The sequence below is a fragment of the Salipiger abyssi genome (assembly GCF_001975705.1).
Classification (GTDB): Bacteria; Pseudomonadota; Alphaproteobacteria; order Rhodobacterales; family Rhodobacteraceae; genus Salipiger; species Salipiger abyssi.
In genome coordinates this window covers 302097-328134 of sequence record NZ_CP015093.1, presented here as the reverse complement: position 1 = coordinate 328134, position 26038 = coordinate 302097, and the positions used below count along the sequence as shown (strand labels likewise).

Below are 26038 nucleotides of genomic sequence, written 5' to 3'. Positions count from 1 at the left end.
CGATTTTTCAGGAGATATTTTCATGAAGCGCATCGCGATATTCTGTGATGGAACGTGGAACCGGCCAGACGCGGCCTTTGCCACCAATGTCTACAAGCTGCACCGTGCCACCCGGCAGACCGCCGGGGACGGGGTGACGCAACTGCCGAAATACATCCCGGGGGTCGGCACGGGCTTTGGCATGACCGGCTTTGCCAAGACCTGGGACAAGATCCGGGGCGGCGTGTTCGGCGCTGGCGTGACGCGCAATATCATGACCGCCTACCGCTTCATTGCAGAGCAATACGAGCCGGGCGACCAGATCTTCATCTTCGGCTTTTCGCGCGGCGCCTTTACCGCGCGCTCGCTGGCGGGGCTGATCCGCGCCTCGGGCCTGCCGCGGCACGATCAGGCCTATCGCGAGGGCGAGGCGCTGAAGCGCTACCGCGACGATGCGCCCGAGACCCGGCCCGACACGCCGGAGAGCTTTGCCTTCCGGGCGGAGTTCTGCCCGCATCTCGCCACCAGCCCCGAAGAGCAGGACTGGCGCGAGGCGCAGGGGATGGCGCGACCGCCGCTGCTGAGCATCACGTATATGGGGGTATGGGACACGGTGGGCGCCATGGGCGTGCCGGGCCACTACCGGATCCTCGCGCGGATCTTCAACGGCAGCCACGGCTTCCACGATCTCAAGCTGTCGAGCAGCGTCAAGGCGGCGCGGCACGCGGTGTCGATCGACGAAACGCGCAAGACCTTCCCACCGACGATCTGGGAGAATCTCGGCGATCTCAATCAGGACGATCCCGACCGCAAGCGCTATTATCTCCAGCACTGGTTTCCGGGCGATCACGGTTCGGTGGGCGGCGGCGGCGATATTGTCGGCCTGTCCAATATCGCGCTGGCCTGGGTGGCGGAGGGCGCGGCGGAGCAGGGGCTGGGCTTTGATACGGCGCAGCTGGAGGCCTGCGTGGCCGAAGAGTGCTTTTCGGCGCCGCTCTGCAATCAGACGAAAAAGCCGGGCTTTGTCGCCCGGCTGTTGCGGCGCAATGTGCTGGACCGCGTGGGCGCCTATGCGCCGCCCTATATCTGGGATGTCTCGAAACCGGCGCAGCAGCGCTGGCATCACGCGCCCTCGGCCTATCGCCCGAAGCCGCTGATGCACCTGGCCGATGCGCTGGACCGGACGCCGCCACGAGACGACGCTGCGGAGACGTCCTGAACCGCTGCGCTCAGCGCGAGGTTTCGGTGAGGCGGCGCTTCACATAGGAGGTCACGCCGCCGATCATCGTATCCATATGCGGCTCTTCGAAGAAATGCCCCGAGCCCTCGACCTCTTCGTGGGTGATGGTGATGCCTTTCTGCTCCTTGAGCTTGTTCACCAGTGCCGTGGTATCGGCGGGCGGCGCCACGCGGTCGGCGGTGCCGTTGATGATCAGGCCCGAGGAGGGGCAGGGGGCGAGGAACGAAAAATCGTACATGTTCGCCGGCGGCGAGACCGAGACGAATCCGGTGATCTCCGGTCGCCGCATCAGCAGCTGCATGCCGATCCAGGCGCCGAAGGAGAAGCCCGCGACCCAGCAATGCTTGGAATTGTTGTTCATCGACTGGAGGTAGTCGAGCGCCGAGGCGGCATCGGAAAGCTCGCCGATGCCCTGGTCGTATTCGCCCTGGCTGCGTCCGACGCCGCGGAAATTGAACCGCAGCACCGTAAAGCCCATATTGTAAAAGGCGTAGTGAAGGTTATAGACGACCTTGTTGTTCATCGTTCCGCCAAACTGCGGATGCGGGTGCAGGATGATCGCGATCGGTGCGTCGTTTTCTTTCTGGGGGTGATAGCGGCCTTCGAGGCGGCCTTCGGGTCCTGGGAAAATGACCTCGGGCATCGGTGCAGTGGGCTCCTGTAAGGGCACCCGGGGTTTCTTGACGAAACTTCTCAGGCACCTTAGAACGGTTCTAAAACCCGGAGGCGGCTCCGGGCGGGCTGAATTGCAGATAGGCAATCGCCCCGGCAAGGTCAATCGTCAGGGCTGTGCGGGCCCGGGAGGTGCGTTGTGAAATTGAGTACCAAAGGCCGCTATGCGATGGTGGCACTGGCGGATATCGCCCTCCAGCCCGAGGGCGACCTTGTGACGCTGGGCGATATCTCGAAGCGGCAGGACGTGTCGCTGCCCTATCTGGAGCAACTCTTCGTCAAGCTGCGTCGGGCCGGGCTGGTGGCCTCGGTGCGCGGCCCGGGCGGCGGTTACCGGCTGGCGCGCCCGGCGTCCGAGATCCGGGTGGTGGATATCCTTGCCGCCGTCGACGAGACGGTGAACGCCATGCACAAGGGGGCTGGCGCCAGCGGCGGCGCTTCGGGCAGCCGGGCGCAGTCGCTGAGCAATCGGTTGTGGCAGAGCCTTTCGGCGCATGTCTATGTGTTCCTGCACCAGACGCGCCTGTCGGATGTTGTCGACAACTCGCTGGCGCCCTGTCCGGCGGTGCCCACGCTGTTCTCGGTGGTGGATGACGCCTGAGGCCCGGCGCCGCGATATTCGGGGCGCTGCCCCGGACCCCGGAGTATTTATGGGAAAGATGAAAGGCAGATGGCGGTGAGGCGGAGCTATCTCGACTGGAACGCCACCGCGCCGCTGCGGCCCGAGGCGCGCGAGGCGATGATCGGCGCCATGGACGTGGTGGGCAATCCGTCCTCGGTGCATGCGGAGGGCCGTGCGGCCAAGGCGCTGATGGAGCGCGCCCGGGCGCAGGTCGCCACTGCGTTGGGGGCGGACGGGGCCGATGTGATCTTTGTCTCGGGCGCCACCGAGGCGGCGGCGCTGGCCTGTGCCGGGCGCGGGCTCAAGGGCGCCTGGGTCGAGCATGACGCGCTGGCGGCCTGGGTCGATCCGGTGCTGCCGGTCGATGCGCACGGGCAGGTGCAGGTCGCGGTGCCGGAGGAGACCGCGTTGCAGGCGGCCAATTCCGAGACCGGGGTGATTCAGGCACTGCCGCAGGGGCTCGCCGTGGTCGATGCGACCCAGGCCTTCGGCAAGATCCCCTTTGCCTTCAACTGGGTGGGCTGTACGGCGGCGCTGGTTTCGGCGCATAAGCTCGGCGGCCCGAAGGGAATCGGCGCGCTGGTGATCCGGCGCGGCACCGATCTCGACGCCATGCTGAAGGGCGGCGGGCAGGAAATGGGGCGCCGGGCAGGGACGGAAAATATCCTTGGAATAGCGGGGTTTGCCGCCGCGGCAGAGGCGGCGATCCGCGAATTGGAGCAAGGCCACTGGACAGAGGTGGAAAAACTTAGAAACATTCTAGAAAATGCCATTGCGGAGCGCGCAAAAGAGACTATTTTTGTCGGGAATGATGCGCCGCGCCTGCCGAATACCTCCTGTTTTGCCCTGCCGGGCTGGAAGGGAGAGACGCAGGTGATGCAGATGGATCTGGCGGGGTTCGCGATCAGCGCGGGCTCGGCCTGTTCCAGCGGCAAGCTGCGCCCCTCGCGGGTGTTGCAGGCGATGGGACATGACGACGACATCGCCCGCAGCGCAATCCGCGTGAGCCTGGGGCCGGGTGTGACGGAAGAGGACGTGATGCGCTTTGCCGACGCCTGGCTGCGCCAGTACGAGAAACACCGCGCGCGGCATGCGTGACAGGATAAGAGGCGCCGCCGGCGCCGGTTTGCCGGATAAGCTGTATCGCAGATGCAGCTTGAGACAGGGGCGGAGGCACCGGCGCCGCCCGCGGAACAGCAGGCACCCCGGGTGCCGGAACGCATGAGACGCACCTCTGGTGCCGATGGATATGAGACGCACCTTGGGTGCGCTTTGCAATGAGACGCACCTTCGGTGTGTTGTGATACGAGACGCACCTTCGGTGCGATGACAGGAGAGAGCACATGGCAGCCTTCGACAACGTGACCGTCAAGGAAGGGGTGGAGAAGGAAACCGTGGATGCGGTCGAGGCCGTCTCGACCTACAAATACGGCTGGGACACGGATATCGAGATGGAATATGCCCCCAAGGGCATCAATCCCGACATCGTGCGCCTGATCTCGGAAAAGAACGGCGAGCCGGAGTGGATGACCGAATGGCGGCTCAAGGCCTATGAGCGCTGGACCAATATGAAAGAGCCCACCTGGGCGATGGTCACCTATCCCGAGATCGACTTTCAGGAGCAGTATTATTACGCCCGCCCCAAGAGCATGGCGGAAAAGCCGAAATCGCTCGACGAGGTCGATCCCAAGCTGCTCGCCACCTATGAAAAGCTGGGCATCCCGCTGAAGGAACAGATGATCCTCGCCGGTGTCGAGGGCGCCGAGGCGGCCCCGGCAGAGGCGAAAGAGAGCGACCGCAAGGTTGCCGTCGATGCGGTGTTCGACAGCGTCTCCGTCGGCACCACCTTCCAGAAGGAGCTGGAGGCGGCAGGGGTGATCTTCTGCTCGATCTCCGAGGCGATCCGCGAGTATCCGGAGCTGGTGAAGAAATATCTCGGCTCCGTGGTGCCGGTCTCGGACAATTTCTACGCGACGCTGAACTCTGCGGTGTTCTCCGACGGCTCCTTTGTCTACGTGCCGCCGGGCGTGCGCTGCCCGATGGAGCTGTCGACCTATTTCCGCATCAACGCGGAAAACACCGGCCAGTTCGAGCGCACGCTGATCATCGCCGATAAGGGCAGCTATGTCAGCTATCTCGAAGGCTGCACCGCGCCGCAGCGCGACACCGCGCAGCTGCATGCCGCCGTGGTCGAGATCGTCATCGAGGAAGACGCGGAGGTGAAATATTCCACCGTGCAGAACTGGTTCCCGGGCGACGAGAACGGCAAGGGCGGCATCTACAACTTCGTCACCAAGCGCGCCGATTGCCGTGGCGACCGGGCCAAGGTGATGTGGACGCAGGTCGAGACCGGCTCGGCGGTGACGTGGAAATACCCGTCCTGCCTGCTGCGCGGCGACGACAGCCAGGGCGAGTTCTATTCCATCGCCATCGCCAACAACCACCAGCAGGCCGATACCGGCACCAAGATGACCCATCTGGGCAAGAACACCAAGTCGCGGATCGTCTCCAAGGGGATCTCGGCGGGGGTGGCGCAGAACACCTATCGCGGGCTTGTCTCGATGCACCCGAAGGCCAAGAACTCGCGCAACTACACCCAGTGCGACAGCCTTTTGATCGGCGACAAATGCGGCGCGCACACGGTGCCCTATATCGAGGTGAAGAACAATTCCTCGCGCTGCGAGCACGAGGCGACGACCTCCAAGGTGGATGACGAGCAGCTCTTCTACTGCCGCCAGCGCGGTATGGACGAGGAGGAGGCCGTGGCGCTGATCGTCAACGGCTTTGCCAAGGAGGTGCTTCAGGCGCTGCCGATGGAATTCGCCATGGAAGCGCAGCAGCTGGTTGCGATCTCGCTCGAAGGCTCGGTGGGCTGACGGGCGGCGGTGGGCAGGATTGCCCACCCTACGCGGGGAAACGCTATGATCCAGCAGCTGGCACTGCAATCGCTCGGCACCGGCGTCGGTGTGTTTATCGGCGTGCTCATCGGGCTCGGCATGCGCAAGCGCAAGGGCAAGACCGACGGGCTTCTCGCCGGCTCGGTCTTCGTCACCGCGAGCGCTGCGGCGGGGCTCGCCATGATCGTCATGATGGCGATGAAGTATTTCACCGGCTGAACCTGAGGAACGCGTGGCAAACCCCTGGGAGAAAAGCATGATCGTCACCACGACCAATACGATTGAGGGCCATTCCATCACCGCCTACAAGGGCATCGTGGTGGGCGAGGCGATCATGGGCGCCAATGTGGTGCGCGATCTCTTTGCGCAGGTCACCGATATCATCGGCGGCCGTTCGGGCGCCTATGAGAGCAAGCTTCAGGAAGGCCGCGAGACCGCGCTGCGCGAGCTTGAGCAGCGCGCCGCCGCGCTCGGTGCCAACGCGGTGGTCGGCGTCGATCTCGATTACGAGGTGGTCGGCAACTCGATGCTGATGGTCTCCGCCTCCGGAACGGCGGTGGTGATCGCGTGACCGGCGCGGCGCCCATATCGCGCCCCGAGCTGACCATGCCCGAGGCCGAGGCCGCGCTCTTGCGCGATCTCTACGGGCGTGCCGAGGTCATCCTCGAATACGGCTCCGGCGGCTCGACGGTCCATGCCTCGGAACAGCCCGGAAAGACGGTGTTTTCCGTCGAGAGCGACCGCGACTGGGCGCAGATGATGCGCCGCTGGTTCGACGAGAACCCGCCTGTCGCGGGCACAGAGGTGGATGTGATCTGGTCGGATATCGGCCCCACCAAGGAATGGGGGCGGCCCGTCGACGAGCGCGAATGGCGGCGCTGGCCGCGCTATCCGCTGGAGGTCTGGAGCCTGCCCGAGTTCCGCCAGCCCGATCTGGTGCTGGTCGACGGGCGGTTCCGCGAGGGCTGTGCGCTGGCCACCGCCTTTCTGACCGAAAAGCCGCTGGTGCTGCTCTTCGACGATTACGAGCAGCGCAGGCAATATCACAAGGTCGAGGAATTCCTCGGCACCCCGCAACTGACCGGGCGCATGGCCCGGTTCGACATCGCCCCGCAGCCCGTGCCGGCGCATCGGCTGCTGCGGATCATGCAATTGACCATGCGGCCCTGAGCGGCCCGTGAGGAGAGAAAAAGATGCTGGAAATCAAAAACCTGCAAGTGAAACTTGAAGAAGAGGACAAGCAGATCCTCAAGGGTGTGGACCTGACCGTCGAGGCGGGCAAGGTGCATGCGATCATGGGCCCGAACGGCTCGGGCAAGTCGACGCTGTCCTATGTGCTCTCCGGCAAGGAGGGCTATGAGGTCACCGGCGGCGAAGCGACGCTCGACGGCAAGGACCTGCTCGACATGGACCCCGAGGAACGTGCCGCCGCCGGCCTGTTCCTGGCCTTCCAGTACCCGGTGGAGATCCCCGGCGTCGGCAACATGACCTTCCTGCGCACCGCGGTGAACTCTCAGCGCAAGGCGCGCGGCGAGGAGGAGATGTCCTCCACCGAGTTCCTCAAGCTGGTGCGCGAAAAGGCGAAAAGCCTCCAGATCGACGCCGAGATGCTGAAGCGCCCGGTCAATGTCGGCTTTTCCGGCGGTGAGAAGAAGCGCAACGAGATCCTCCAGATGGCGATGCTGGAGCCCAAGATGTGCATCCTCGACGAGACCGACTCGGGTCTCGACGTCGATGCCATGCGGCTGGTGGCCGACGGTGTGAATGCGCTTCGCTCGGAGGGTCGGGGCTTTCTGGTGATCACCCACTACCAGCGCCTGCTCGACCACATCAAACCGGACGTGGTGCACATCATGTCGAATGGCCGCATCATCAAGACCGGCGGCCCCGAGCTGGCGCTCGAAGTCGAAAACGAGGGCTACGCGCATCTGATCGAGGAGCAGGCGTAATGGCACTTCCGCAACCCAAGATCGACGCCACCGAGGCGCGGCTCGCCACGCTGAGCATGCCCGAGACGGGCTGGTCGGTGCCGGCGCGCAAGGCCGCGCTGGCGCGGCTGCGTGCCATGGGGCTGCCCGGTGCGCGCGACGAATACTGGAAATTCACCCGTCCGCACAGCCTCAACGCGCCGGAACCGGCGCCGGCGGCGGTGTTCGATGCCGATGAGGGGCCGTTTTTCGGCAATGTCGACCGACTCAAGATCGTCTTTGTCGACGGTGTCTTCGACCCGGAGGCCTCGGATGCGCTGGAGCTTGAGGGCGTGGAATTCGCCCGTCTCTCCGACGGCGCCGATATCCACTGGGCGCAGGATCTTTACGGCAAGCTCGAAGAGGCGGGGCAGAGCCCGGTGGAGCGGCCGCTGGCGGCGCTGAACACCGCCTTTGCCAGCGACGGGCTGCTGATGCGGGTGACCGGCAAGGTCGAGAAGCCGATCAGCCTGGTCTATTACCACCGCTCCGAGACCTCCGACGCGACGCTGCACCATGTGGTGAAGGTCGAGGAGGGCGCCGAGGTCACCATTCTGGAGAACGGCCCGGCGGCGGCGCGGTTCAACAAGGTGATGGAGGTCGATGTGGCCGACCGGGGCGGGTTCCACCATGTCCGCGCCCAGGGCCGCGATCACGAGCGCCAGGCCGCCACGCATATCTTTGCGCGGCTCGGCACCGAGAGCACCTTCAAGACCTTCACGCTCACCGCCAATGGCGTGATGACCCGCAACGAATGCGTGGTCGAGCTGACCGGCGACGACGCGGTGGCGCATGTCGCCGGCGCCTGCATGGGCGATGGCGATTTCCACCATGACGACACGGTGTTCATCACCCATGACGCGGTGAATTGCGAAAGCCGTCAAGTGTTCAAGAAGGTGCTGCGCAACGGCGCGACCGGCGTGTTCCAGGGCAAGATCCTGGTCAAGCCCGGCGCCCAGCAGACCGACGGTTACCAGATCTCGCAATCGCTGCTGCTGGACGGCGACAGTCAGTTCCTCGCCAAGCCCGAGCTTGAGATCTATGCCGACGATGTCGCCTGTTCACACGGCTCCACCTCGGGCGCGATTGACGAGGAAGGGCTCTTCTACCTGCGTGCCCGCGGCCTGCCGCGCGGTGCCGCCGAAGACCTTCTGACCATCGCCTTCATCGCCGAGGCGGTGCAGGAGATCGAGGACGAGCGCCTTCAGGACGAGATCGTCGCCCGCGTCGAGGGCTGGCTGGCCCGGCGGCGCGGCTGATGTCGCTCTCGCGCGAGATCCTGGCCACCTATCGGGGGCCGGGCGCGGTCGTCGCGCGCCTGCTCTCGCAGGGTCCGCGCGAGGACCGGGCGCTGGTGCTGGTCATGGCGGCCTGCGCGCTGTTCTTCGTCGCGCAGATGCCCGCGCTGGCGCGTCAGGCGCATATGCAGGAGATTGAGCTGAACCCGCTGCTGGGCGGCGCGCTGCTGGCCTGGCTGGTGATCGCGCCGCTGCTGTTCTACCTGCTCGCCTTTGTCGCGCAGATCGTCGCCAAGCTCTTTGGCGGCAAGGGCAGCGGCTATGGCGCGCGGCTGGCGCTGTTCTGGGCGCTGCTGGCGGCCTCGCCGCTGGTGCTGCTGAACGGGCTGGTCGCCGGGTTCATGGGCGCCGGGCCGCAGCTCACACTCGTCGGGCTGATCTGGTTCGCGGTCTTCCTGTGGTTCTGGCTGAGCGGCATGCGTGCCGCGCAGAAGGCGCCGGCGGCATGACGGCGGCGGGGTTTCTCCGGCTCGCCTGGCAGACGCTGGTGGCGCCGCGCGACGTGGCGAAGCTGCTGCTCTCGCTGCGGCTCGGCCATGAGGCGCTGCTGACCGCGCTGGCGCTGGTCGTGGTGCTGAACGCGCTGGTCGTCGGGCTCATCCAGGCGAGCGGCCTGCCGGGCGCGGCGCTGCCGTTTCTGATCTCGCCCGGGGTGATCGCGGCGCTGCTGGCAGCGATGCTGACCGCCTCGATCCTGTTCATGACCTGGCTGGGCCGGATCCTGGGCGGGCAGGGCAGGGCGGAGGATATCGCGCTGCTGCTGATCTGGCTTCAGGCGCTGCGGGCGCTGGGGCAGGTCGCCGTGGCGCTGGCGGCGGCGGTCTCCGGCGCGCTGGCCTCGCTTCTCGTGATCGCGGCGCTGATCGCCGGGATCTGGATCATGATCAATTTTCTCGATGTCGCGCACGGGTTCGAAAGTCTGGGCAAGGCGCTGATGCTGCTGGTCCTCGGCTCTGTCGCCCTTGTGTTTGCGCTGAGCTTTGTCTTTACCCTTCTCGGGGTCACACCGAACGGGATGTCCATCTGATGTACGATGTATCCGAAATCCGCCGCGATTTTCCGATCCTCTCACGCGAGGTGAACGGCAAGCCGCTGGTCTATCTCGACAACGGCGCCTCGGCGCAGAAACCGCAGGTCGTGATCGACGCGGTGACGCGCGGCTATGCCGAGGAATATGCCAACGTGCATCGGGGGCTGCATTTCCTCTCCAACCTCGCAACCGAGAAATACGAGGCGGTGCGCGGCACCGTGGCGCGCTTTCTCGGTGCCAGGGACGAGGAGGAGGTGGTCTTTACCTCCGGCACCACCGAGGGGATCAACCTCGTGGCCTATAGCTGGGCGATGCCCCGGCTCGAGCCGGGAGACGAGATCATCCTGTCGGTGATGGAGCATCATGCCAATGTGGTGCCCTGGCATTTCCTGCGCGAACGGCAGGGGGTGGTGATCAAATGGGTCGATGTGGACGCCACCGGCGCGCTTGACCCGCAACAGGTGATCGACGCCATCGGCCCGAAGACCAAGCTTATCGCCATCACCCATCTGTCGAACGTGCTGGGTACGGTCGTCGATGTGAAAACCATCTGTGCTGCGGCGCGCCAACGCGGCGTGGCGGTGCTGATCGACGGATCGCAAAGTGCGGTGCACATGCCGGTGAATGTCGAGGAGATCGGCTGCGATTTCTATGCCATCACCGGGCACAAGCTCTACGGCCCGTCGGGCTCCGGCGCGATCTGGATCCGCAAGGAGCGCATGGACGAGATGCGGCCCTTCATGGGCGGCGGCGACATGATCCGCGAGGTTCACAAGGACAGCGTCACCTATGCCGATCCGCCGATGAAGTTCGAGGCCGGCACGCCGGGCATCGTGCAGCAGATCGGTCTGGGCGTGGCACTCGACTATCTCATGGATCTCGGCATGGAGAACATCGCCGCGCATGAGGCCAGCGTTGCCGCTTACGCCAAGGCGCGGATGGAGGGGCTCAACTGGCTCCAGGTGCAGGGGCATGCGCCGGGAAAGGCGGCGATCTTCTCCTTCACGCTGGAGGGCGCGGCGCATGCGCATGACATCTCGACCATCCTCGACAAGAAGGGCGTCGCGGTGCGCGCCGGCCATCACTGCGCCGGCCCGCTGATGGATCACCTGGGCGTTTCGGCCACCTGCCGGGCCTCATTCGGCCTCTACAATACCGAGCAAGAGGTCGATGCTTTGATCGACGCGCTCGAACTGGCGCACGAACTTTTTGCCTAACCTGTCGGAAACCGACATTTCCCTGTCGGTTTCCGCCTGTCGGCTGGACTCTCGACTCGCGCCTGTTAGCCTCCCCTACAACATTCACCACATGGAGAAGATGTATGGGTCCGCTGACGGAAGCCGACGAAATCTCGCAAATTGCCTTTGGATTCATGGGATCGCAGGCGCTGTTCACGGCGCTTGATCACGGGGTCTTCACCCATCTCGCCGACGGCCCCCTGACCGCCGACGAGATCGCTGCCAAGAGCGGCCTGCACCGTGACCGCGCGGAGACGCTGCTGACCGCGCTGGCAGGGCTGGGGCTCGTCGATGTGGCGGAGGGGCGCTTTGCCAACTCTCCCGCCGCCGAGGCCTTTCTGGTCAAGGGCGCGAAATACGATTTCGGCGACTATATCCGGCTTCAGGTCGGCAAGCAGATGTACGGGCTCATGGGCCAGCTGGGCGCCGCCGTTTCGGGCGATCTCGACGAGGGCGCCACCGCGTCTTACGAACAGTGGTTCTCGGATCCCGAAGAGGCCCGGCTTTACTCCGAAAGCCAGCACGCCGGCTCGCACGGTCCGGCCCGGCAGATGACCCGGCGGGTGGATCTTTCGGGTGCGAAAAAGCTGCTCGACGTGGGCGGCGGCACGGGGGCCTATGCGATCACCTTCTGCCGGGCCTTCCCAGAGCTCTCGGCCACCATTGTCGATTTCCCCAATGTCGCGGCGCTGGGGCGCAGCTATGTGGAGAAGGCGGAGCTCTCCGACCGGATCTCCTATATCGACGGCAACGCGCTGGAGACCGAATGGCCGGGCGGGCAGGATGTGATCCTGATGTCCTACCTGTTCTCGGGCGTGCCGGGCGATACGCATGAAGGGCTGATGAAGCGCGCCTTCGACTGTCTTGCGCCGGGTGGCAAGCTTCTGATCCATGATTTCATGGTCCATGCCGACCGCAGCGGCCCGGCGCTCGCGGCGCTCTGGCAGCTCCAGCACACCGCCTTCACCCCCGAGGCGCGCTCGGTCGATGCGGAGGGTCTGGCCTCCGAGCTGACATCGCTGGGCTTCACCGATGTGAGCGTCGATCCGATGATTCCCGAGATGACCATGCTCGCCGTGGCGACGCGCCCCGAGTAGGGTTGCGAAAGCGCCCGCAAGCGAGAATTCCGATTGCGGGCGCGGTTTCTTTGCACTATCACCCACCGCGCAGGCACCCGTAGCTCAGCTGGATAGAGCGCTGCCCTCCGAAGGCAGAGGCCATAGGTTCGAATCCTATCGGGTGCGCCACCGACTTTTCCGGATTTCACAATATGACGCCGGTCGCGGGAAGCGCGTCGCAGGCTTTTGGGCGCCGTTCTTGGGGGTGGCAACGTCCTGCTGCGCTGACCCCGATGCGGCTCGGGATCGTCGGCCTGGGTGGGTGGTGCCGAAAAGCGAGTGAAGGGCGCGTCAAGGCGCCCCTCCGCATCGCCTCTTCAACCGGAACCTCAGCCGAACAGATCGAAGACGTCGCCGCCGAACCCGCCGATCAGGGTATCGTTCAGTGCGTCGCCACGCAGTTCGTCATTGCCGTAGCCACCGTCGATATAATCGTTGCCGCCACCGCCATAGATGCGGTCTCCGAGGTCATCTTCCAGGTCATCGTCGCGCAGGCCGCCATAGAGCGTTTCGCCAAAATAGTCGCCAATGATTGTGTCTTGCCCGAGCCCTCCCGGAACTGTGGTCTCTGGAGGACGGCCAGTCCGCAAGATATCGTCGAAATCAGAGCCGATCAGCATCTGGCGGAACGCCATCAGGTTGACCGCCCGTGTCTCGTTGGAGGCGTCCACCACATCGCTGTCACTTGGCGCGCTCAGTCGGTAATCCGCGCGGATCGTCCAGCCATATTGTGTCGTCAGCATGTGAAAAGCGTCGTCGTTGGAGAGTTCGACGCCGACACCCGCCAGATCGATTCCCGTTGCGATCCGCGCCTCTCCGGGGGCGAGCCGCGCCCATCCCGCAAGCGTCGCATCGAAACTCTCCATGCTCATGCCGGAGTCGCCCCGATTGCCAAAAATGTCCGTTGTGTCTTCCATCGAGGAAATGTCCCGTGCGCCGAGGTCTTGATCGAAAGAACTGGCTTCGAAGAACATTCGGACGAGCGATGTGACACCGCTGGTATCCCAAGAGCCGATGTCCTGATTGAAGGACTCGGCGCCTTCACTTGCTATGGGCTCTCTTTTCGGTGCATGGCGGCATAGACGTGGCGGAGAGGGGGCACTGGCCGCAGGGGCGATGTTCGGCATGACCTCTCATCGCCAAGTCAGTTGCGCAGATCGGGGCTGCGCCGGTCTTTGGCGACCCTGAAATGCGGACGGAATGACCGTGTGGCCAGGGGAGTGGCGCACCCGGCAGCGGCAAGCACAGAAACGCTGTCAGGACATCCAGATGTCCTCATAATTGTTCGCCTTGAAGTGGTCCGACAGGAACTCGATAAACAGCCGGGTCTTGGCAGGCATGTGGCGACGGGCGGGGAAGGCCATGTTGATCGTCAGTTGCGGCAGATCCCAGTCGTCGAGCACGCGCACCAGTCGGCCGGCTTCCAGATCCTTCTGCACGATGTAGGAGGGCTGCGCGATGATGCCCATGCCGTCGCGGGCGGCGGCCATCAGAAGCTGGCCCTCGTTGCTGGCTAGCACCGGCGTCACGTTGATCGTCGTCCGGGACTTCCCCTTGTGCATGTGCAGCCGCATCGGGTCGTCGGCCAGCATGTAGATCAGCAGCCGGTGGCGCTCCAGATCCTCCGGATGGCGCGGCATCCCCATCTCGCCGATATACTCCGGCGAGGCGACGAGGCGGCGGCGGGTCTTGGCCAGCTTGCGCATGGTGATCGAGCTGTCCTCCTCGACCCGCCGGGTGCGGATCGCGAGGTCGACGCCGGTCTCGATGATGTCGTGATAGCGGTTGGAGGCGGTCACATCGACCTGGATGCGGGGGTATTTCCGGGTGAACTCCGGGATCAGCGGCATCAGGTGAAGCAGCGAAAACGAGGTCGAGGCGGTCAGCTTCAGTGTGCCCGAGGGAGAATGCGAGACGCTGCCGATCAGCGCCTCGGCGTCCTGAAGCTCGGCGAGGATCGACTTGCCGTAGGAGCAGAAGAGCTCCCCTTCCTCGGTGAAGGAGATGCGCCGCGTGGTGCGGTTGACCAGACGCACGCCCAGCCGCTCCTCCAGCGAGGCGAGGTAGCGGCTGGTGGCCGAGACGGACTGGCCCAGCACCTCCGCCGCCCTGCTGATGCTGCCCTGCTCGACGATCTGCACGAGCACTTCGATCTCGGTGAACCTGTCCATGTTCCTCCCTCTTCGCTGGCCGGCGCCGTCTTTGAGAAATACGGGCGCGATTGCTGGCATTGCAGTTCATTATTGCGAATTTCGCAAATTTCTTTTTTCACCGGGGCCGATTTCTTTCGGAACCCGGAAAGGTAGGCTGATCCGATATTTGGCTGGAGGAGCAGGTGCGGGGCTTGCCGGTCATATCGGTGCCGCACCGGAAGGAAGATCATGATCAAGCATATCGTCATGTGGAACATGTCGGGGGAGACGGCGGCCGAGCGCGACGCGGCGGCGCAGATCGTCAAGGAGAAGTTCGAGGGTCTGCGCGACGCCGTGCCCGGGCTGATCGAGCTCGAGATCGGTATCGACGAGAGCCAGGTGGGCTATGCCTGTGACGTGGTACTCTATTCCGTGTTCCGGTCGCGCGAGGCCCTGGCCGCCTATGCCAGCCACCCGCTGCATCTCAAGGTGCGCGAGGAGCTGGGCAATATGCGGATCGCCCGTTACCAGGTGGATTACGTTCCCGGCGGCGCGCTCTGAGCACCCCCGGCAGGCGGGCGCCCGCCGGGATCCGGTCTTGTCAGTGCCGGGACGGCGGGCGGCCATGGAAGGCATCCCCGAGCAGCAGCGTCAGCGCCTCGCGTTCCAGCGGGCGGGGATTCCAGTAGGGATCCCTGAGGCTCAGCTCGACCACATGCTCGATCCCGTCCTCCGGCATGCCGAGCGCCTGTAGCCCCTCGGGCGCCCCGATCTCGCGCCCGATCTCGTAAAGCCGCCCGGCGGGATCGTCGGTCTTCAGCGCGGCGCGTAGCCGCTCCATCGCCTCGGGAATGGCGGGCGCCGTATAGGCCAGCGCATGGGGCAGGATGATGGCATGGGTGGCCGCATGCGGCGTGTCATAGGCGCCACCTATGGCGTGGCAGAGCTTGTGGTGCAGCGCCATGCCGACCGTGCCGAGGCAGGTGCCGCAGAGCCACGCCCCGTAGAGCGCATCCGAGCGCGCCTCGCGGTCGCCGCCATCCTGCGCGATGCGCGGCAGGGCGTCGGTCAGCGCGCGCACCCCTTCGGCGGCGATCAGCGCGGTGATCGGATTGGCCTCCTTGCAATAGAGCGCCTCGACCGCGTGGGCGACGGCGTTCATTCCGCTGAGCCCCGACATCTCGACCGGCAGGCTCATGGTCAGCTCGACATCGTAGAGCACGGTTTCCGGCAGCACCTTTTCGCTGCGCAGGGTGCGTTTCACCCCGTCGGTGGTCTCGCCCAGGATCGGCGTCATCTCGGAGCCGGCATAGGTGGTGGGGATGACGATCTGCGCCAGGTTGGTGCGCAGCGCCAGCGCCTTGCCCAGCCCGATGGTCGATCCGCCGCCGAGCGAGACGATGCCGTCCGCGCCCAGCGATTTCAGCGATTTCAGCGCCTGTTCGGTGACTTCTGCCGGCGTATGCATGCGGGCGTCGCTGAAGATCCCGGCGCTGAGATCGCCGAGGCTTTTGGCCACGGCGCCGACCTGCTCGGCCTGCTGCGGCGTCGAGAGCAGCAGCACGCGGGTCATGCCGGCATTGCGGATCTCGTCGGCCAGTTTGTCGAGCGTGCCGAAGCCGAACAGGATGCGCCCGGGATTCGCGGTGTAGGTGAAGTTGTGCATGGGTTCCTCCCCGATCTCGCGCCGGATTCCTGCGGGATATCCGGGTGCGAGCGTTGCGTTGAACAGCCGGAATCTTGGCAGTTGCGCGTGGCTCTTGGAACGCCGGGAGGGTGGGAAACATCTTTGCGGATTCGGCAAATATCCTGCGGTTAAAGGACATTCCGGGGGCGTATGAATGTCGGTTTTAGATCGGATGAGATGTGAGGTTTTGATAATATTTTACTGATCAACTATCTGATTTTGAAGCATTATAATCGGGCGTACCCGATGGCGCCGCGTCTCCGTTTTGCCGCTTTCCGCAGCGTTTCCGGACTTGTGCGAAATTCGGGTGAATGGCGCGGTTGACCGGATTTGTGGCGGTCCGGGCATCTGGACAGCGCAAGGACCGCGCTCCTAGGATCATGGCCACTCGGAGGGCATCGAGCCAGCCTGGCGATGCCCGGCGGCGCCTTCTGGAAGACGCACAGCCGATGCCGGTCGGAGGGCCGCCGGGGAAGGGGAGGACGAGCTATGAACAAACCGCGGATCGCCTATCTGGGCACTGGCGCGAACGGCGCCGGGATCGCCGCCGACATGACCAATGCAGACCATGACGTCACCATGATCGAGCAATGGCCCGACCATGTGGAGGCGATGCGCCGCAATGGCATCATCGTCGATCTGCCGGGCGGGCGCTCCGAGACCTCCGAGGTGCATGTCCGGCATCTGTGCGAAGTGGCCGAGATGCGCCAGCCCTTCGATCTCGTCTATCTCGGCATGAAGGCCTATGACACCCGCTGGGCGGTCGAGCTGATCAAGCCGATGCTGGCCGAGGATGGCGTGGTGATCGGCATGCAGAACGGCATGACCCGGGGCACCATCGCCTCCATTGTCGGGCCGGAGCGCTGCCTTGGCGCGGTGATCGAGGTCACCGCGAACATGTATAAGCCGGGCCGCGTCGACCGGCAGAGCCCGCGCGAGGAAAGCTGGTTCGCGCTCGAAGACAGCACCGCCGTCGGACCGGAGCGCGTGGCGCTCGCCGCCGAGGTGCTGGGCGCGGCGGGGCGGGTCGATGTGGTGGCTGATATCCACTCGGCGAAATGGATGAAGCTCGCGGTGAACGCCGCCGAGCTGGTGACCTCGGCGCTGGTCGGGCTGCCGCTGATGCACGCGGCGAAAGACCCCGCGCTGCTGAACTTCATGCTGGCCACCGGGCGCGAGGCGGTTGCCGCGGCGGCGGCTGATGGCGCGGTTCTGATGCCGATCCTCGGCATGCCCGAGGATGTCGACACCACCGATCCCGCGGCCTTTGCCGATGCGCTGTTCGGCAAGGTGCTGTCCTCCTTCTGCCTGCCCGACACCGAAACCACCTGTTTGCAGGACTGGCGCAAGGGCCGGCGCAACGAGGTCGAGGAGCTGAACGGCTATGTCGCCGGGATCGCCCGCACCAACGGGCTGAAGGCGCCGCTCAATATCTTTACCGTCGAGATGGCCCGCCGCATCGAGCGCGGCGAGCTGCCCTTCGACGAAACCAATCGTGACGCGATGGCGGCGGCACTGGCCGAGCATTACCCGGAGCTGGGAAATCTCGCCGGACTGCCCCCGCATCTGGCCGGCGCGTAGGCGCCTCCGCACCGCTTCATGTGAAAGAGACCGGCCGGCCTTTGCCGCGCTGTGCGCCTCTGCGCGCACCCCCGGAGGAGGGGCCGAATGTTCAAGGGAGAGAGAGAATGACAAGACTTCTGATCAAGAATGCCGCCACCGTCACCATGGATGACGCGCTTGGCGATTTCGAAAAGGCGGATATCCTGATCGAGGACGGCGCGATCAAGGAGATCCGCCCCGATATGGATGCCGATGCGAGCATCGACGCCGAGGTGATCGACGCCGAGGGCATGATCGCCATTCCCGGCCTCTGGGACGCGCATCGCCACACCTGGCAGACCGGGCTGCGCGGCATCCTCGCCGATGGCCGCATCCCCGATTATCTGCGCGGCTTCCGCATTCAGATGGCGACGCTCTATCGCCCCGAGGACATGTATGCCGCGAACTATGCCGGCGGGCTCGATTGCCTTGAGAACGGCGTGACCGGCCTGGTGGATTACTGTCACAACATCATCAACGAAGACTATGCCCGCGCCTCCGTCGAAGGGCTCAAGGCCTCCGGCGTGCGGGGGCTCTACGGGCACGGCATGGTGCCGGTGACCGAGAACACCTTTGCCGATGGGCGCGGGTTGTCCGAAGGCAATGAAAACGCCGATCTCAGCCACAACTGGCGCTATGAGACCGCGCGCGAGATCCGCAAGGAGTATTTCTCCGACGATGGCCTGCTGCGCTTCGGCATCGCGCCGCAGGAACTGGCGATTGCCCCCGCCGCCGAGGTGGAGCAGGAGTTCGAGCTGGCGCGGGAGCTGAATTCGCGCATCACCTTCCACAGCAATCAGGTGGCCGTGCCCAATGGCGGCATGCGCGACATGCACACCCTGTCGGAGCACGGGCTGCTGGGGCCGGATGTGAACCTCGTGCATATGACCTTCACCAACCCGGACGAATGGGACATTCTCGATGGCTCCGGCGCCTCCGTGACGCTTTGCGCGGAAACCGAGATGCAGATGGGCATGGGCTTTCCGGTCGCCGTCGAGGCGACGCGCTACACCGACGCGGGGCCGAGCCTCGGGATGGACTGCACCAGCAGCACCAGCGGCGACATGCTGGCCCATGCGCGGCTCGTTCTGCAATGCACCCGCTGGCATGGCGATGCGGTGCATTACGAGAATTTCAGCCACCCGAAAAAGATCCACTGGACGACCCGCGACGCGCTGGCCTGGGTCACGATCAACGGCGCGCGGGCCGCGGGGGTCGACGACATCACCGGCTCGCTGACGCCGGGCAAACGGGCGGATATCGTGCTTCTGGATATGCGCGGCATCGCCTTTGCCGGCTGGAACCGCAAGGATCCGTGCAGCATGGTCGTGTCGCAGGCCAATAGCCGGAATGTCCACACGGTTCTGGTCGATGGCAAGATCGTCAAGCGTGGCGGGCCGCTGCTGCATGTCGATCCGGAGGCGGCGGTGGCCAGGCTCGAAAGCTCGCATGATTTCCTCAACGAGGCCATGGAGGAGAATGGCGGCTTCATCCCGCAGCCGCCGGTGCCGTTGCCGCTTTACGAGGCCTGATCCAGCCTCTGCGCGGCCCTGGCTCGCGATGCGGGCCAGGCCGCTTGCCGATGCGCGCAGAGTGTTGCGCGCATCGGGTGTCTGCCATTCGTCCGTCGGTTCTGATTTGCGGATGGCGCAAAAATATTTCCCGAAAATGCCAGATTATCCCGCGTTTGGGGAAATGCCATGATGCTTTAACCAGACGGTTCGGGGGCCGGACCGCGCCGCATCAGGCCCCGGGAGGGGGCGGCGGCGGGAAGAGGAGAAACCATGCTGTTCGCAATCCACTGCCTTGATCATCCCGGAAAAACCGACGACCGGCTCGCCCATTACGACGCTCACAAGGCCTATCTGGCCACGGCGCCGATGGCCTCGGTGATCTCCGGCCCGCTGCTGGCCGGGGACAACGAAACCATGATCGGCTCGCTCTTTGTCGTCGAGGCCGAGCGCATCGAGGATGTGCAGGCCTTCAACGCCGCCGACCCGTTCAACAAGGCCGGCATCTGGAAAGAGATCAATATTCACCCCTTCAGCATGCGCGTCGACAACCGGGCGTCGCGCTGAAGGAGGGCGGGGCCGCGCGAGGCTTCGTCGCAATCGAAGGCCCCGGGAGGGGGGCCGAAAGGGAGGGAACATTATGACCTATTTCACGCATGTGAGTGGCAGGGGCGTCTCGCTGGCGGCGATGATCGCCGGCGCGACGCTGGCGCAGCCGGCGCTGGCGGGTGACGTGCTGGCCGAGGCAAAGGCCATGGTCGAGCAGGGCTATGCGGGGCTTTACGAGGCGCCGCCGGAAACCGGTCCCGCCGCCGTCACGGGCAAGACGATCTGGTATATCTCCTGCGGGCAGGCCTTTGTGCTCTGCGCCCAGCAGGCCGAGGGCTTTGCCGAAGCGGCGGAGCATCTGGGCTGGGAGATCAGCATCCAGGACGGCAAGGCGACCCCCTCGGTCGCCAGCGACATCATCCGCCAGGCGGTGGCCGCCAAGGCCGATGGCATCGCGATTTCCGCCTTTGACTGCCCGGGCATCAAAAGCGCGCTGTTGCAGGCTAAGGCCGAGGGCGTCCCCGTCGTCTCGGTCCAGTCGATCGATTGCAGCGCCGATGTGTTCGGCAGCGAAGAGCCGCTCTTTACCGCTTCGGTCAATATGCTGGGCTCCACCGATGCGCGCGATTTCTACTATCGCTTCGGCGAGCTGCGCGCCAATTACGTGATTGCCAGGACCGAAGGGCAGGGCAAGGTGATCTCCATCGCCGAGACCAGCCAGCAGGTTCAGCAGATGAACCACAAGGGGTTCATGGACACCATCGCCAAATGCGAGGGCTGTGAGGTCGCGGAATCGACGTTCAACTTCGGTCAGGTGCCGAGCCCCGCGACGCAGATCTGGCAATCGGCGCTGCTGCAAAACCCCGACGCGGTCGCGGTGGAATACGGCATTGACGCGCTGATGGAGCTGGGGCTGCAAACCGCTGTGCGGCAGTCGGGCCGCAGCGATCTGGTGGTCGGCGGTGGCGAGGGCTTTCCGAACAATTTCGACCTGATCCGCCGGGGCACGCAGACCTTCTCCATCGCGCTGCCGTTCAAATGGTTCGGCTGGGCCGTGGCCGACACGATGAACCGCGTGCTGGCGGGCGACGATCCCGCCGAGATGCCGAACCAGGGCACCGGCTTCATCTTTGTCGATGCCGAGCACAACCTGCCGGAACCGGGCGAGATGCTGGAGCCGAAGCTCGATTTCCGCGCGGCCTATCTGTCGGTCTGGAACGGCTGACCACTTGTCGCGCCCGGAGACGATCCGGGCGCGGTCTGGCACAGGCTCACCATGCCCCTGATCGCCGTTCCGCAGCCCTTGCGGAAGAGGGAGGACCCAATGCAAAACATGACAGAGCGGGCAGAGGTGACCTCTGCGCTGCGGATAAACACCCTGTCGAAATCCTTTGGCCAGACGCAGGCGCTGGACGAGGTGAGTTTCGAGATCCGGGGAGGCGCCATTCACGGGCTGCTCGGCGGCAACGGCTCGGGCAAGTCGACGCTGATCAAGGCGCTGGCCGGGGTGCAGCCAGCCGATCATGGCGGCAGCTTCGAGTTTCTCGGCACCAGGGTCGCCGCCGATCACATGACGCCCGAGCTGTCGCGCTCGCTGGGGCTGCGCTTTGTGCACCAGAACCCGGCGGTGTTTCCCTCGATGACCGTGGCCGAGAATATCGCCATCGGCGCCAGCTTTCCCACCACGGCGGGCAAGATCCGCTGGAAGGCGCTGCGCCGCCACACGCAGGAGTTGCTCGACCGGTTCGAGATCGACGCCCGCGCCGGCGACATGGTGGGCGATCTGCGGCAGGCCGAACAGACGATGATCGCCATCGCGCGGGCGCTTCAGGATGCCGATGAAAACGCCGTCTCGGCGCTGGTGCTGGACGAGCCCACCGCCTCGCTGCCCGACCACGAGGTCGAGATCCTGCTCGATGCGGTGCGCCGCTTTGCCGCCGCCGGGCATACGATCATCTATGTCAGCCACCGGCTGGACGAGGTGATCCAGCTTACCGATGACGTGACCATCCTGCGCGACGGGCGCCATGTGGTGACGCGCCCGACCGAGGGGCTTTCGGAAAGCGGGCTGATCGAGCTGATCGTGGGCCACAGCCTTGAGAAATCCTATGCCTCGGCGAAGGCCACCACGCCCGCGCCGCAGGGCGCGCCCCGGCTGGAGGTGCGCAACCTCTCGGGCGGGCCGCTGCGCGACGTGTCCTTCGATGTCGGGCGCGGCGAGGTGCTGGGCATCGCCGGGCTGCTCGGCTCGGGCCGCACGGAGCTGCTGCGCATGCTCTTCGGCGATCTCGACCGCGAGGGCGGGACGGTCACGCTCGACGGCAGCGCGGTGCGCTTCGCCGAGGTGCGCGAGGCGATGGCGGCCGGCGTTGCGCTGGTGCCCGAGGATCGCAACCGCGAGGGCGTGTTTCAGGGGCTTTCGGTGCGGCACAACCTCTCGATTGCCGACTTGGGGTGTTTCACCCGTGCGGGCCGGATCAACGGCACGCGCGAGCGTCAGGAGGCGCGGCAGTCCATTGCCGATCACCGGATCAAGACCGCCGATGACGCGGCGCTCATTTCGTCGCTCTCGGGCGGCAATCAGCAAAAGGTGGTGATGGCCCGCTGGCTGCGGCGCAAGCCAAGGCTGCTGCTGCTCGACGAGCCCACCCAGGGCGTCGATGTGGGCGCGCGCGAGGATCTTTATGCCGCGATCCGCGCCAGCCTCTCGGACGGCATGTCCGTCATCGCCGTCAGCTCGGATTTCGACGAGCTCGCGCAGATCTGCGACCGCGTGGTCGTGCTGCGCGACGGCTGCATCACCGACGAATTGCGGGGCAAGGACATCACCCGCCAGCAAATGACACATCTGGTACTCGCCAGCGGAAAGGATGCCGCATGACCATGGTCAAGGACACCAAACATATCGCAAACCCGCCAAAGGGCGGCGGCTCGGTCAACTGGACCGAGTTCTTCGAACGCTCGGGGTTGATCCTGCTGCTGCTGGTGGTGATCGTCGTGTTCGCCATTCTGCGGCCGAACACCTTCGCCACCTACGCGAATTTCCGCAGCATCGCGACGGTGCAGCCGGTCATGGCGGTGACCGCCATCGCGCTCATCGTGCCGCTGATCGGCGGGCGGTTCGACGTCTCGGTGGGCGCGACGCTGGGGCTTTCGGCCATCGTCACCGCCTCGGCCATGAGCCATTTCCAGCTGCCGTTGGCGGCGGCCATTGGCCTCGGCGTTCTCTCGGGCGCGCTGATCGGCGCGGTCAACGGTACCATCGTGGCCTATCTCGGGGTGAACTCGATCATCGGCACACTGGGCATCGCCACCATCCTCGGCGGCGTCGTGACCGGCTATACCAACGGCATCCCGATCAGCAGCGGGCTCTCGCCGATCCTGACGGATATCTCGATCCAGTCGGTGCTGGGCATCCCGGTGCTCTTCATCCTCATGGCGGTAATCGCGGTGGCGGTCTGGTTCGTGCTGACCCAGACGCCCTATGGCCGCAACCTCGCCGCCGTCGGCGCCAATGCCGATTCCGCCCGGCTCGCGGGGATCCGCAGCAAGCGTGTGGTGATGCAAAGCTTTGTCATCGCCGGTGCGCTGGCGGGCATCGCGGGGGTGCTCCAGATCGGTGCGCAGGGTAATGCCGGGCCGCAGCTCGTCGGCATCACCTTCATCCTGCCGGCGCTGGCCGCCGCCTTCCTCGGCGCGACCACCTGGCAGCCGGGCCGGTTCACCGTGCAGGGCACGATCATCGGGATCTTCTTCCTCGGCACCACGATCAGCGGTCTGTCGCTGGTGGGCATTCAGCCCTGGATCACCGATGTGTTCAACGGCGCCGCCGTGGTGCTGGCGATTGCGCTCTCCGCGCAGTTGCGCCGCCGCCGGACCGGGTCGCTCGATATCGGCAGCTAAGCCGGGAAAGGACGCACGCATGACAAAATATTTTTCCGAAGACCAGTCGGTCGACGTTGTAAATGCCCGCATGGGCGGGGAGATCAATCCCCGCCTGCGCGAGGTGATGACCAGCCTCGTCAGCCACCTGCATGCCTTCGCCAAGGAGGTCGAGCTGACCCAGGCCGAATGGGATCTGGCCATCGAGTTCCTGACAAAGACCGGGCAGATCTGCACCGAGGAACGGCAGGAGTTCATTTTGCTCTCGGACGTTCTGGGCTTTTCGATGCTGGTGGACGCGATCAACAACCGCCGCCCTGCGGGCGCGACCGAGAACACCGTCTTCGGCCCGTTCCACGTCGCCAATGCGCCGGTGCGGGAATACGGCGCGACGATCTCGCTCGACGGCAAGGGCGAGCCCTGCCATTTCACCGGGCGGGTGCTGGATCTCGACGGCAACCCCATCGCGGGCGCCTGCGTCGATGTCTGGAGCGACAATTCGGACGGCTATTACGATGTTCAGCAGCCCGGTATCCAGCCGAAATGGAACAACCGGGGCCGCTTCATGAGCCGCGAGGACGGGCGCTACAGCTTTGTCGGCATCAAGCCGGTCAGCTATCCGATCCCGGATGACGGCCCGGTGGGCAAGATGCTGGGCGCGCTCGGACGTCACCCCTACCGGCCCGCGCATATGCATTTCCTGGTGACCGCCGAGGGCTATGAGACCATCGTGACCCATACCTTCGTCGGCGAGGACAGCTATATCGGCGACGACACGGTGTTCGGCGTGAAAGAGACCCTCGTCGCCCCCTTCGTCCGGGACGGGGAGGGCGCATGGCGCTCGGACTATGATTTCGTGATGGTGCCTTCGCTGCAAGAATAGCGAGCGAACGGCCCCTGATCCTGCGCGGTGCCGTTCTTTGAAACGGCGCGCGCCGCCCGTATTTTCTAAAGAGCCAAGGCCCTGAGGGAGCGCCGTTTTTCGGCAGCCAACGCTTTGTGCCCGAAAGGGGCCCATATCCTTTTATACACGGCTCAGCGATGGTTGGGGTTTCTCACTCGGCGCTGGGGAGCAGGAGCGCGCGGCGAAACGCGGGCTCGCTCAGCACCACCTCGCCCGCGCCGAGCGCTTTAGCGTGGCGGAGCGCGCGGGCGGTGAGCGTCTGGGCGGTCTCGACCGCCTGCGGCAGCGCGCGGCCCTGTCCCAGCCCAGCCACGATCAGCCCGGCAAAGAGATCGCCGGTGCCGGGCAGGGCGATGGGCAGGTGTTCGGTCGGGTGGCGGCTGTCGCCCCCGGGGCCGAGGATGACGCTTTCGATATGGCCCTCGGGCGTATCCTCCAGCGCGCAGCCGGTGGCGACGAGATGCGCCCCGGGGGCGATGTGCAGGGCCTCGCGCGCGGCCTCAAGATCGCCGAGGGTGCGGATCTCCTGCCCGGTGAGCCAGGCCAGTTCGAACGGGTTGGGCGTGGCGATGTCGGCCATTGGCAGCAGCCGCTCGCGCATCACATCGGCGATGGCCTCGGGCACGTAGAGGCCCGGCCCCTCGTCGCCCATCACCGGATCGCAGAGATAGGTGAGGCCGGGGTTCACCGCCTTTGCCTCGGCGACGAAATCCGCCACCATCTCGGCCACGTCGAGCGAGCCGATATAGCCCGTCAGGATGTAATTCGCCCGTTCCGGCAGGCCGCGCTCGCGGGCGCCTTGCAGCAGGTCGGAAAAGAACTCCGGCGGCAGGGCGCGGCCGCGCAGCGTGGGGTAATCGGGCGTGTTCGAGAACACCACGGTGGGGATCGCCGCCACCTCCAGCCCCGCCGCCTGCATCGGGAAGAGCGCGGCGGAATTGCCCACATGGCCAAAGACCACCTGGCTCTGGATCGAGATCACGAAGGGGGGAGGTGTCATGCAGTGCCGTCCAGTCTCTTGCTCCAGTCCTCGACCCGGCGGTTTTCCAGCCGCCGGACCGCGTATTTGCGCCAGCCCTCGGCGAGCACGCCGAGCGCTGCAATACCTTCCAGCTCCGCAAGGTTCAGCCGGTCGACATAGAGCGCGTGCCAGAGCCGGCGCAGCGTCCAGTCCGGCGCCATGCGGTCGGTCAGCTCCAGCCGGTCGCCCGGCGCCACGCGGCCCGGCTCAAGCACGCGGTAATACCAGCCGTTGCGCCCGCTTTGCTGCACGCGCCGCGACATGTCGGGCACCCCGAAGCGCTTGTTGAGCTTCCAGCAGGGCTGGCGCCCCTGCGAGACCTGCACCAGAGCGCCGCCCAGCCGGAAGATATCGCCGACCGCCACCGTTTCCTCGCTCAGCCCGGTGGCCGAGATGTTCTCGCCGAAGCCGCCGGGTGCTGAGAGTTGGGGCAGGGCGCCCAGCTCTGCCCGCCAGATGGTGTAATGCTCGAACGGATAATGATGCACCGCCTTCTCGATGCCGCCATGCACGCGCCGGTCGGCCTGCTCGTCGCCCTCGAACCCTTCGGGGCCGAGGGGCAGCGGGCGGTCCACCGGCGCCTTGGCGATGCCGCTTTGCGCCTTGCTGCCGGGCAGGGGCGTGGCGCGGCCGGTCAGAAGTGTGATGGGGGACGGGGTGGTCATCGGGGCCTCGGGTGTTTGCCGCAT

Annotated in this window: 27 protein-coding genes and 1 tRNA gene; 22 read left to right on the top strand and 6 right to left on the bottom strand. The window is 65.4% G+C overall.

Annotation, left to right across the window (positions count from 1 at the left end; translation table 11 throughout):
- Window positions 1–22: 22 nt before the first annotated feature.
- The gene (locus Ga0080574_RS05240; protein ID WP_076695786.1) at window positions 23–1198 is read left to right on the top strand and encodes a T6SS phospholipase effector Tle1-like catalytic domain-containing protein; all 1176 of its coding nucleotides are present in this window, start codon (window positions 23–25) and stop codon (window positions 1196–1198) included.
- Between the two features lie 10 nt (window positions 1199–1208).
- On the opposite strand, the gene Ga0080574_RS05235 is transcribed toward Ga0080574_RS05240, so the two are convergent.
- Window positions 1209–1862 (bottom strand): alpha/beta hydrolase, encoded by a 654-nt coding sequence (locus Ga0080574_RS05235; protein ID WP_076695785.1) that lies wholly within the window; start codon window positions 1860–1862, stop codon window positions 1209–1211.
- A 168-nt stretch (window positions 1863–2030) separates the two neighbouring features.
- On the opposite strand from Ga0080574_RS05235, the gene iscR reads away from it, so the two are divergent.
- From iscR to Ga0080574_RS05170, 13 genes are all read left to right on the top strand, one after another.
- The gene (gene iscR / locus Ga0080574_RS05230) at window positions 2031–2492 is read left to right on the top strand and encodes a Fe-S cluster assembly transcriptional regulator IscR (protein WP_076695784.1); all 462 of its coding nucleotides are present in this window, start codon (window positions 2031–2033) and stop codon (window positions 2490–2492) included.
- A 75-nt stretch (window positions 2493–2567) separates the two neighbouring features.
- On the top strand, window positions 2568–3611 hold the full coding sequence (locus tag Ga0080574_RS05225) for a cysteine desulfurase family protein (protein ID WP_076705697.1): 1044 nt from the start codon (window positions 2568–2570) through the stop codon (window positions 3609–3611).
- 245 nt (window positions 3612–3856) lie between these two features.
- A complete protein-coding gene (sufB, locus tag Ga0080574_RS05220; protein ID WP_076695783.1) occupies window positions 3857–5389 on the top strand; it encodes a Fe-S cluster assembly protein SufB in 1533 nt (510 codons plus the stop codon).
- Window positions 5390–5434: 45 nt separating this feature from the next.
- On the top strand, window positions 5435–5629 hold the full coding sequence (locus tag Ga0080574_RS05215; RefSeq protein WP_076695782.1) for a hypothetical protein: 195 nt from the start codon (window positions 5435–5437) through the stop codon (window positions 5627–5629).
- Window positions 5630–5666: 37 nt separating this feature from the next.
- A complete protein-coding gene (locus Ga0080574_RS05210) occupies window positions 5667–5981 on the top strand; it encodes a heavy metal-binding domain-containing protein (protein WP_076695781.1) in 315 nt (104 codons plus the stop codon).
- Window positions 5978–6580: a hypothetical protein gene (locus tag Ga0080574_RS05205; protein ID WP_380659366.1), complete on the top strand. Its 603-nt coding sequence runs from the start codon at window positions 5978–5980 to the stop codon at window positions 6578–6580. The genes Ga0080574_RS05210 and Ga0080574_RS05205 overlap by 4 nt, the downstream gene beginning before the upstream one ends.
- Window positions 6581–6603: 23 nt before the next feature.
- Window positions 6604–7359: a Fe-S cluster assembly ATPase SufC gene (sufC, locus tag Ga0080574_RS05200; protein ID WP_076695780.1), complete on the top strand. Its 756-nt coding sequence runs from the start codon at window positions 6604–6606 to the stop codon at window positions 7357–7359.
- Complete coding sequence (sufD, locus tag Ga0080574_RS05195) at window positions 7359–8636, top strand: Fe-S cluster assembly protein SufD (protein WP_076695779.1); 1278 nt, start codon at window positions 7359–7361, stop codon at window positions 8634–8636. Before sufC ends, sufD begins: the two co-directional genes overlap by 1 nt.
- Window positions 8636–9124 (top strand): YIP1 family protein, encoded by a 489-nt coding sequence (locus Ga0080574_RS05190; protein ID WP_076695778.1) that lies wholly within the window; start codon window positions 8636–8638, stop codon window positions 9122–9124. The genes sufD and Ga0080574_RS05190 overlap by 1 nt, the downstream gene beginning before the upstream one ends.
- Window positions 9121–9702, top strand: coding sequence for a YIP1 family protein (locus tag Ga0080574_RS05185; protein ID WP_076695777.1), 582 nt, complete (start codon window positions 9121–9123; stop codon window positions 9700–9702). The genes Ga0080574_RS05190 and Ga0080574_RS05185 overlap by 4 nt, the downstream gene beginning before the upstream one ends.
- Window positions 9702–10922, top strand: a complete 1221-nt coding sequence (locus Ga0080574_RS05180) for a cysteine desulfurase (RefSeq protein ID WP_076695776.1) — start codon at window positions 9702–9704, stop codon at window positions 10920–10922. The genes Ga0080574_RS05185 and Ga0080574_RS05180 overlap by 1 nt, the downstream gene beginning before the upstream one ends.
- A 104-nt stretch (window positions 10923–11026) precedes the next feature.
- Window positions 11027–12040: a methyltransferase gene (locus Ga0080574_RS05175; protein ID WP_076695775.1), complete on the top strand. Its 1014-nt coding sequence runs from the start codon at window positions 11027–11029 to the stop codon at window positions 12038–12040.
- A gap of 73 nt (window positions 12041–12113) precedes the next feature.
- Window positions 12114–12190: transfer RNA gene (locus tag Ga0080574_RS05170), tRNA-Arg, on the top strand.
- 200 nt (window positions 12191–12390) lie between these two features.
- Here the strand turns inward: Ga0080574_RS05170 and Ga0080574_RS05165 are convergent.
- Window positions 12391–13188, bottom strand: coding sequence for a BspA family leucine-rich repeat surface protein (locus tag Ga0080574_RS05165; RefSeq protein WP_076695774.1), 798 nt, complete (start codon window positions 13186–13188; stop codon window positions 12391–12393).
- Between the two features lie 129 nt (window positions 13189–13317).
- Window positions 13318–14232: a LysR family transcriptional regulator gene (locus Ga0080574_RS05160; RefSeq protein ID WP_076695772.1), complete on the bottom strand. Its 915-nt coding sequence runs from the start codon at window positions 14230–14232 to the stop codon at window positions 13318–13320.
- A gap of 210 nt (window positions 14233–14442) precedes the next feature.
- On the opposite strand from Ga0080574_RS05160, the gene Ga0080574_RS05155 reads away from it, so the two are divergent.
- Window positions 14443–14754 (top strand): Dabb family protein, encoded by a 312-nt coding sequence (locus tag Ga0080574_RS05155; RefSeq protein ID WP_076695770.1) that lies wholly within the window; start codon window positions 14443–14445, stop codon window positions 14752–14754.
- Window positions 14755–14794: 40 nt separating this feature from the next.
- On the opposite strand, the gene Ga0080574_RS05150 is transcribed toward Ga0080574_RS05155, so the two are convergent.
- The gene (locus tag Ga0080574_RS05150; RefSeq protein ID WP_076695768.1) at window positions 14795–15859 is read right to left on the bottom strand and encodes a maleylacetate reductase; all 1065 of its coding nucleotides are present in this window, start codon (window positions 15857–15859) and stop codon (window positions 14795–14797) included.
- A 510-nt stretch (window positions 15860–16369) separates the two neighbouring features.
- Between Ga0080574_RS05150 and Ga0080574_RS05145 the strand changes: the two genes are divergently transcribed.
- From Ga0080574_RS05145 to Ga0080574_RS05115, 7 genes are all read left to right on the top strand, one after another.
- Window positions 16370–17461: a ketopantoate reductase family protein gene (locus Ga0080574_RS05145; RefSeq protein ID WP_076695766.1), complete on the top strand. Its 1092-nt coding sequence runs from the start codon at window positions 16370–16372 to the stop codon at window positions 17459–17461.
- Between the two features lie 107 nt (window positions 17462–17568).
- Window positions 17569–19014 (top strand): amidohydrolase family protein, encoded by a 1446-nt coding sequence (locus Ga0080574_RS05140; protein ID WP_076695764.1) that lies wholly within the window; start codon window positions 17569–17571, stop codon window positions 19012–19014.
- Between the two features lie 252 nt (window positions 19015–19266).
- Window positions 19267–19560 (top strand): YciI family protein, encoded by a 294-nt coding sequence (locus Ga0080574_RS05135; RefSeq protein WP_076695762.1) that lies wholly within the window; start codon window positions 19267–19269, stop codon window positions 19558–19560.
- A 73-nt stretch (window positions 19561–19633) separates the two neighbouring features.
- Window positions 19634–20767: a sugar ABC transporter substrate-binding protein gene (locus tag Ga0080574_RS05130; protein ID WP_076695760.1), complete on the top strand. Its 1134-nt coding sequence runs from the start codon at window positions 19634–19636 to the stop codon at window positions 20765–20767.
- Between the two features lie 99 nt (window positions 20768–20866).
- Window positions 20867–22423 carry a sugar ABC transporter ATP-binding protein gene (locus tag Ga0080574_RS05125; RefSeq protein WP_076695758.1) on the top strand — a complete coding sequence of 519 codons (1557 nt, stop codon included), beginning with the start codon at window positions 20867–20869 and terminating at the stop codon, window positions 22421–22423.
- Entirely contained in the window at window positions 22420–23445 is a 1026-nt protein-coding gene (locus Ga0080574_RS05120; protein ID WP_076695756.1) for an ABC transporter permease, read from the top strand. The genes Ga0080574_RS05125 and Ga0080574_RS05120 overlap by 4 nt, the downstream gene beginning before the upstream one ends.
- 19 nt (window positions 23446–23464) lie before the next feature.
- The gene (locus tag Ga0080574_RS05115) at window positions 23465–24307 is read left to right on the top strand and encodes an intradiol ring-cleavage dioxygenase (RefSeq protein ID WP_076695754.1); all 843 of its coding nucleotides are present in this window, start codon (window positions 23465–23467) and stop codon (window positions 24305–24307) included.
- Window positions 24308–24479: 172 nt separating this feature from the next.
- On the opposite strand, the gene pdxY is transcribed toward Ga0080574_RS05115, so the two are convergent.
- Both pdxY and Ga0080574_RS05105 read right to left on the bottom strand, forming a co-directional pair.
- Complete coding sequence (pdxY, locus tag Ga0080574_RS05110) at window positions 24480–25328, bottom strand: pyridoxal kinase (protein WP_076695752.1); 849 nt, start codon at window positions 25326–25328, stop codon at window positions 24480–24482.
- Window positions 25325–26014 carry an MOSC domain-containing protein gene (locus Ga0080574_RS05105; RefSeq protein WP_076695750.1) on the bottom strand — a complete coding sequence of 230 codons (690 nt, stop codon included), beginning with the start codon at window positions 26012–26014 and terminating at the stop codon, window positions 25325–25327. Before Ga0080574_RS05105 ends, pdxY begins: the two co-directional genes overlap by 4 nt.
- Between the last annotated feature and the right edge of the window lie 24 nt (window positions 26015–26038).

Bases quoted from the DNA above. Each gene is read 5' to 3' on its own strand.
- Ga0080574_RS05240 (WP_076695786.1), top strand. From the start codon at position 23: ATGAAGCGCATCGCGATATTCTGTGATGGAACGTGGAACCGGCCAGAC.
- Ga0080574_RS05235 (WP_076695785.1), bottom strand. From the start codon at position 1,862: ATGCCCGAGGTCATTTTCCCAGGACCCGAAGGCCGCCTCGAAGGCCGC.
- sufB (WP_076695783.1), top strand. From the start codon at position 3,857: ATGGCAGCCTTCGACAACGTGACCGTCAAGGAAGGGGTGGAGAAGGAA.
- Ga0080574_RS05215 (WP_076695782.1), top strand. From the start codon at position 5,435: ATGATCCAGCAGCTGGCACTGCAATCGCTCGGCACCGGCGTCGGTGTG.
- Ga0080574_RS05210 (WP_076695781.1), top strand. From the start codon at position 5,667: ATGATCGTCACCACGACCAATACGATTGAGGGCCATTCCATCACCGCC.
- sufC (WP_076695780.1), top strand. From the start codon at position 6,604: ATGCTGGAAATCAAAAACCTGCAAGTGAAACTTGAAGAAGAGGACAAG.
- sufD (WP_076695779.1), top strand. From the start codon at position 7,359: ATGGCACTTCCGCAACCCAAGATCGACGCCACCGAGGCGCGGCTCGCC.
- Ga0080574_RS05190 (WP_076695778.1), top strand. From the start codon at position 8,636: ATGTCGCTCTCGCGCGAGATCCTGGCCACCTATCGGGGGCCGGGCGCG.
- Ga0080574_RS05185 (WP_076695777.1), top strand. From the start codon at position 9,121: ATGACGGCGGCGGGGTTTCTCCGGCTCGCCTGGCAGACGCTGGTGGCG.
- Ga0080574_RS05180 (WP_076695776.1), top strand. From the start codon at position 9,702: ATGTACGATGTATCCGAAATCCGCCGCGATTTTCCGATCCTCTCACGC.
- Ga0080574_RS05175 (WP_076695775.1), top strand. From the start codon at position 11,027: ATGGGTCCGCTGACGGAAGCCGACGAAATCTCGCAAATTGCCTTTGGA.
- Ga0080574_RS05165 (WP_076695774.1), bottom strand. From the start codon at position 13,188: ATGCCGAACATCGCCCCTGCGGCCAGTGCCCCCTCTCCGCCACGTCTA.
- Ga0080574_RS05160 (WP_076695772.1), bottom strand. From the start codon at position 14,232: ATGGACAGGTTCACCGAGATCGAAGTGCTCGTGCAGATCGTCGAGCAG.
- Ga0080574_RS05155 (WP_076695770.1), top strand. From the start codon at position 14,443: ATGATCAAGCATATCGTCATGTGGAACATGTCGGGGGAGACGGCGGCC.
- Ga0080574_RS05150 (WP_076695768.1), bottom strand. From the start codon at position 15,859: ATGCACAACTTCACCTACACCGCGAATCCCGGGCGCATCCTGTTCGGC.
- Ga0080574_RS05145 (WP_076695766.1), top strand. From the start codon at position 16,370: ATGAACAAACCGCGGATCGCCTATCTGGGCACTGGCGCGAACGGCGCC.
- Ga0080574_RS05140 (WP_076695764.1), top strand. From the start codon at position 17,569: ATGACAAGACTTCTGATCAAGAATGCCGCCACCGTCACCATGGATGAC.
- Ga0080574_RS05135 (WP_076695762.1), top strand. From the start codon at position 19,267: ATGCTGTTCGCAATCCACTGCCTTGATCATCCCGGAAAAACCGACGAC.
- Ga0080574_RS05130 (WP_076695760.1), top strand. From the start codon at position 19,634: ATGACCTATTTCACGCATGTGAGTGGCAGGGGCGTCTCGCTGGCGGCG.
- Ga0080574_RS05125 (WP_076695758.1), top strand. From the start codon at position 20,867: ATGCAAAACATGACAGAGCGGGCAGAGGTGACCTCTGCGCTGCGGATA.
- Ga0080574_RS05120 (WP_076695756.1), top strand. From the start codon at position 22,420: ATGACCATGGTCAAGGACACCAAACATATCGCAAACCCGCCAAAGGGC.
- Ga0080574_RS05115 (WP_076695754.1), top strand. From the start codon at position 23,465: ATGACAAAATATTTTTCCGAAGACCAGTCGGTCGACGTTGTAAATGCC.
- pdxY (WP_076695752.1), bottom strand. From the start codon at position 25,328: ATGACACCTCCCCCCTTCGTGATCTCGATCCAGAGCCAGGTGGTCTTT.
- Ga0080574_RS05105 (WP_076695750.1), bottom strand. From the start codon at position 26,014: ATGACCACCCCGTCCCCCATCACACTTCTGACCGGCCGCGCCACGCCC.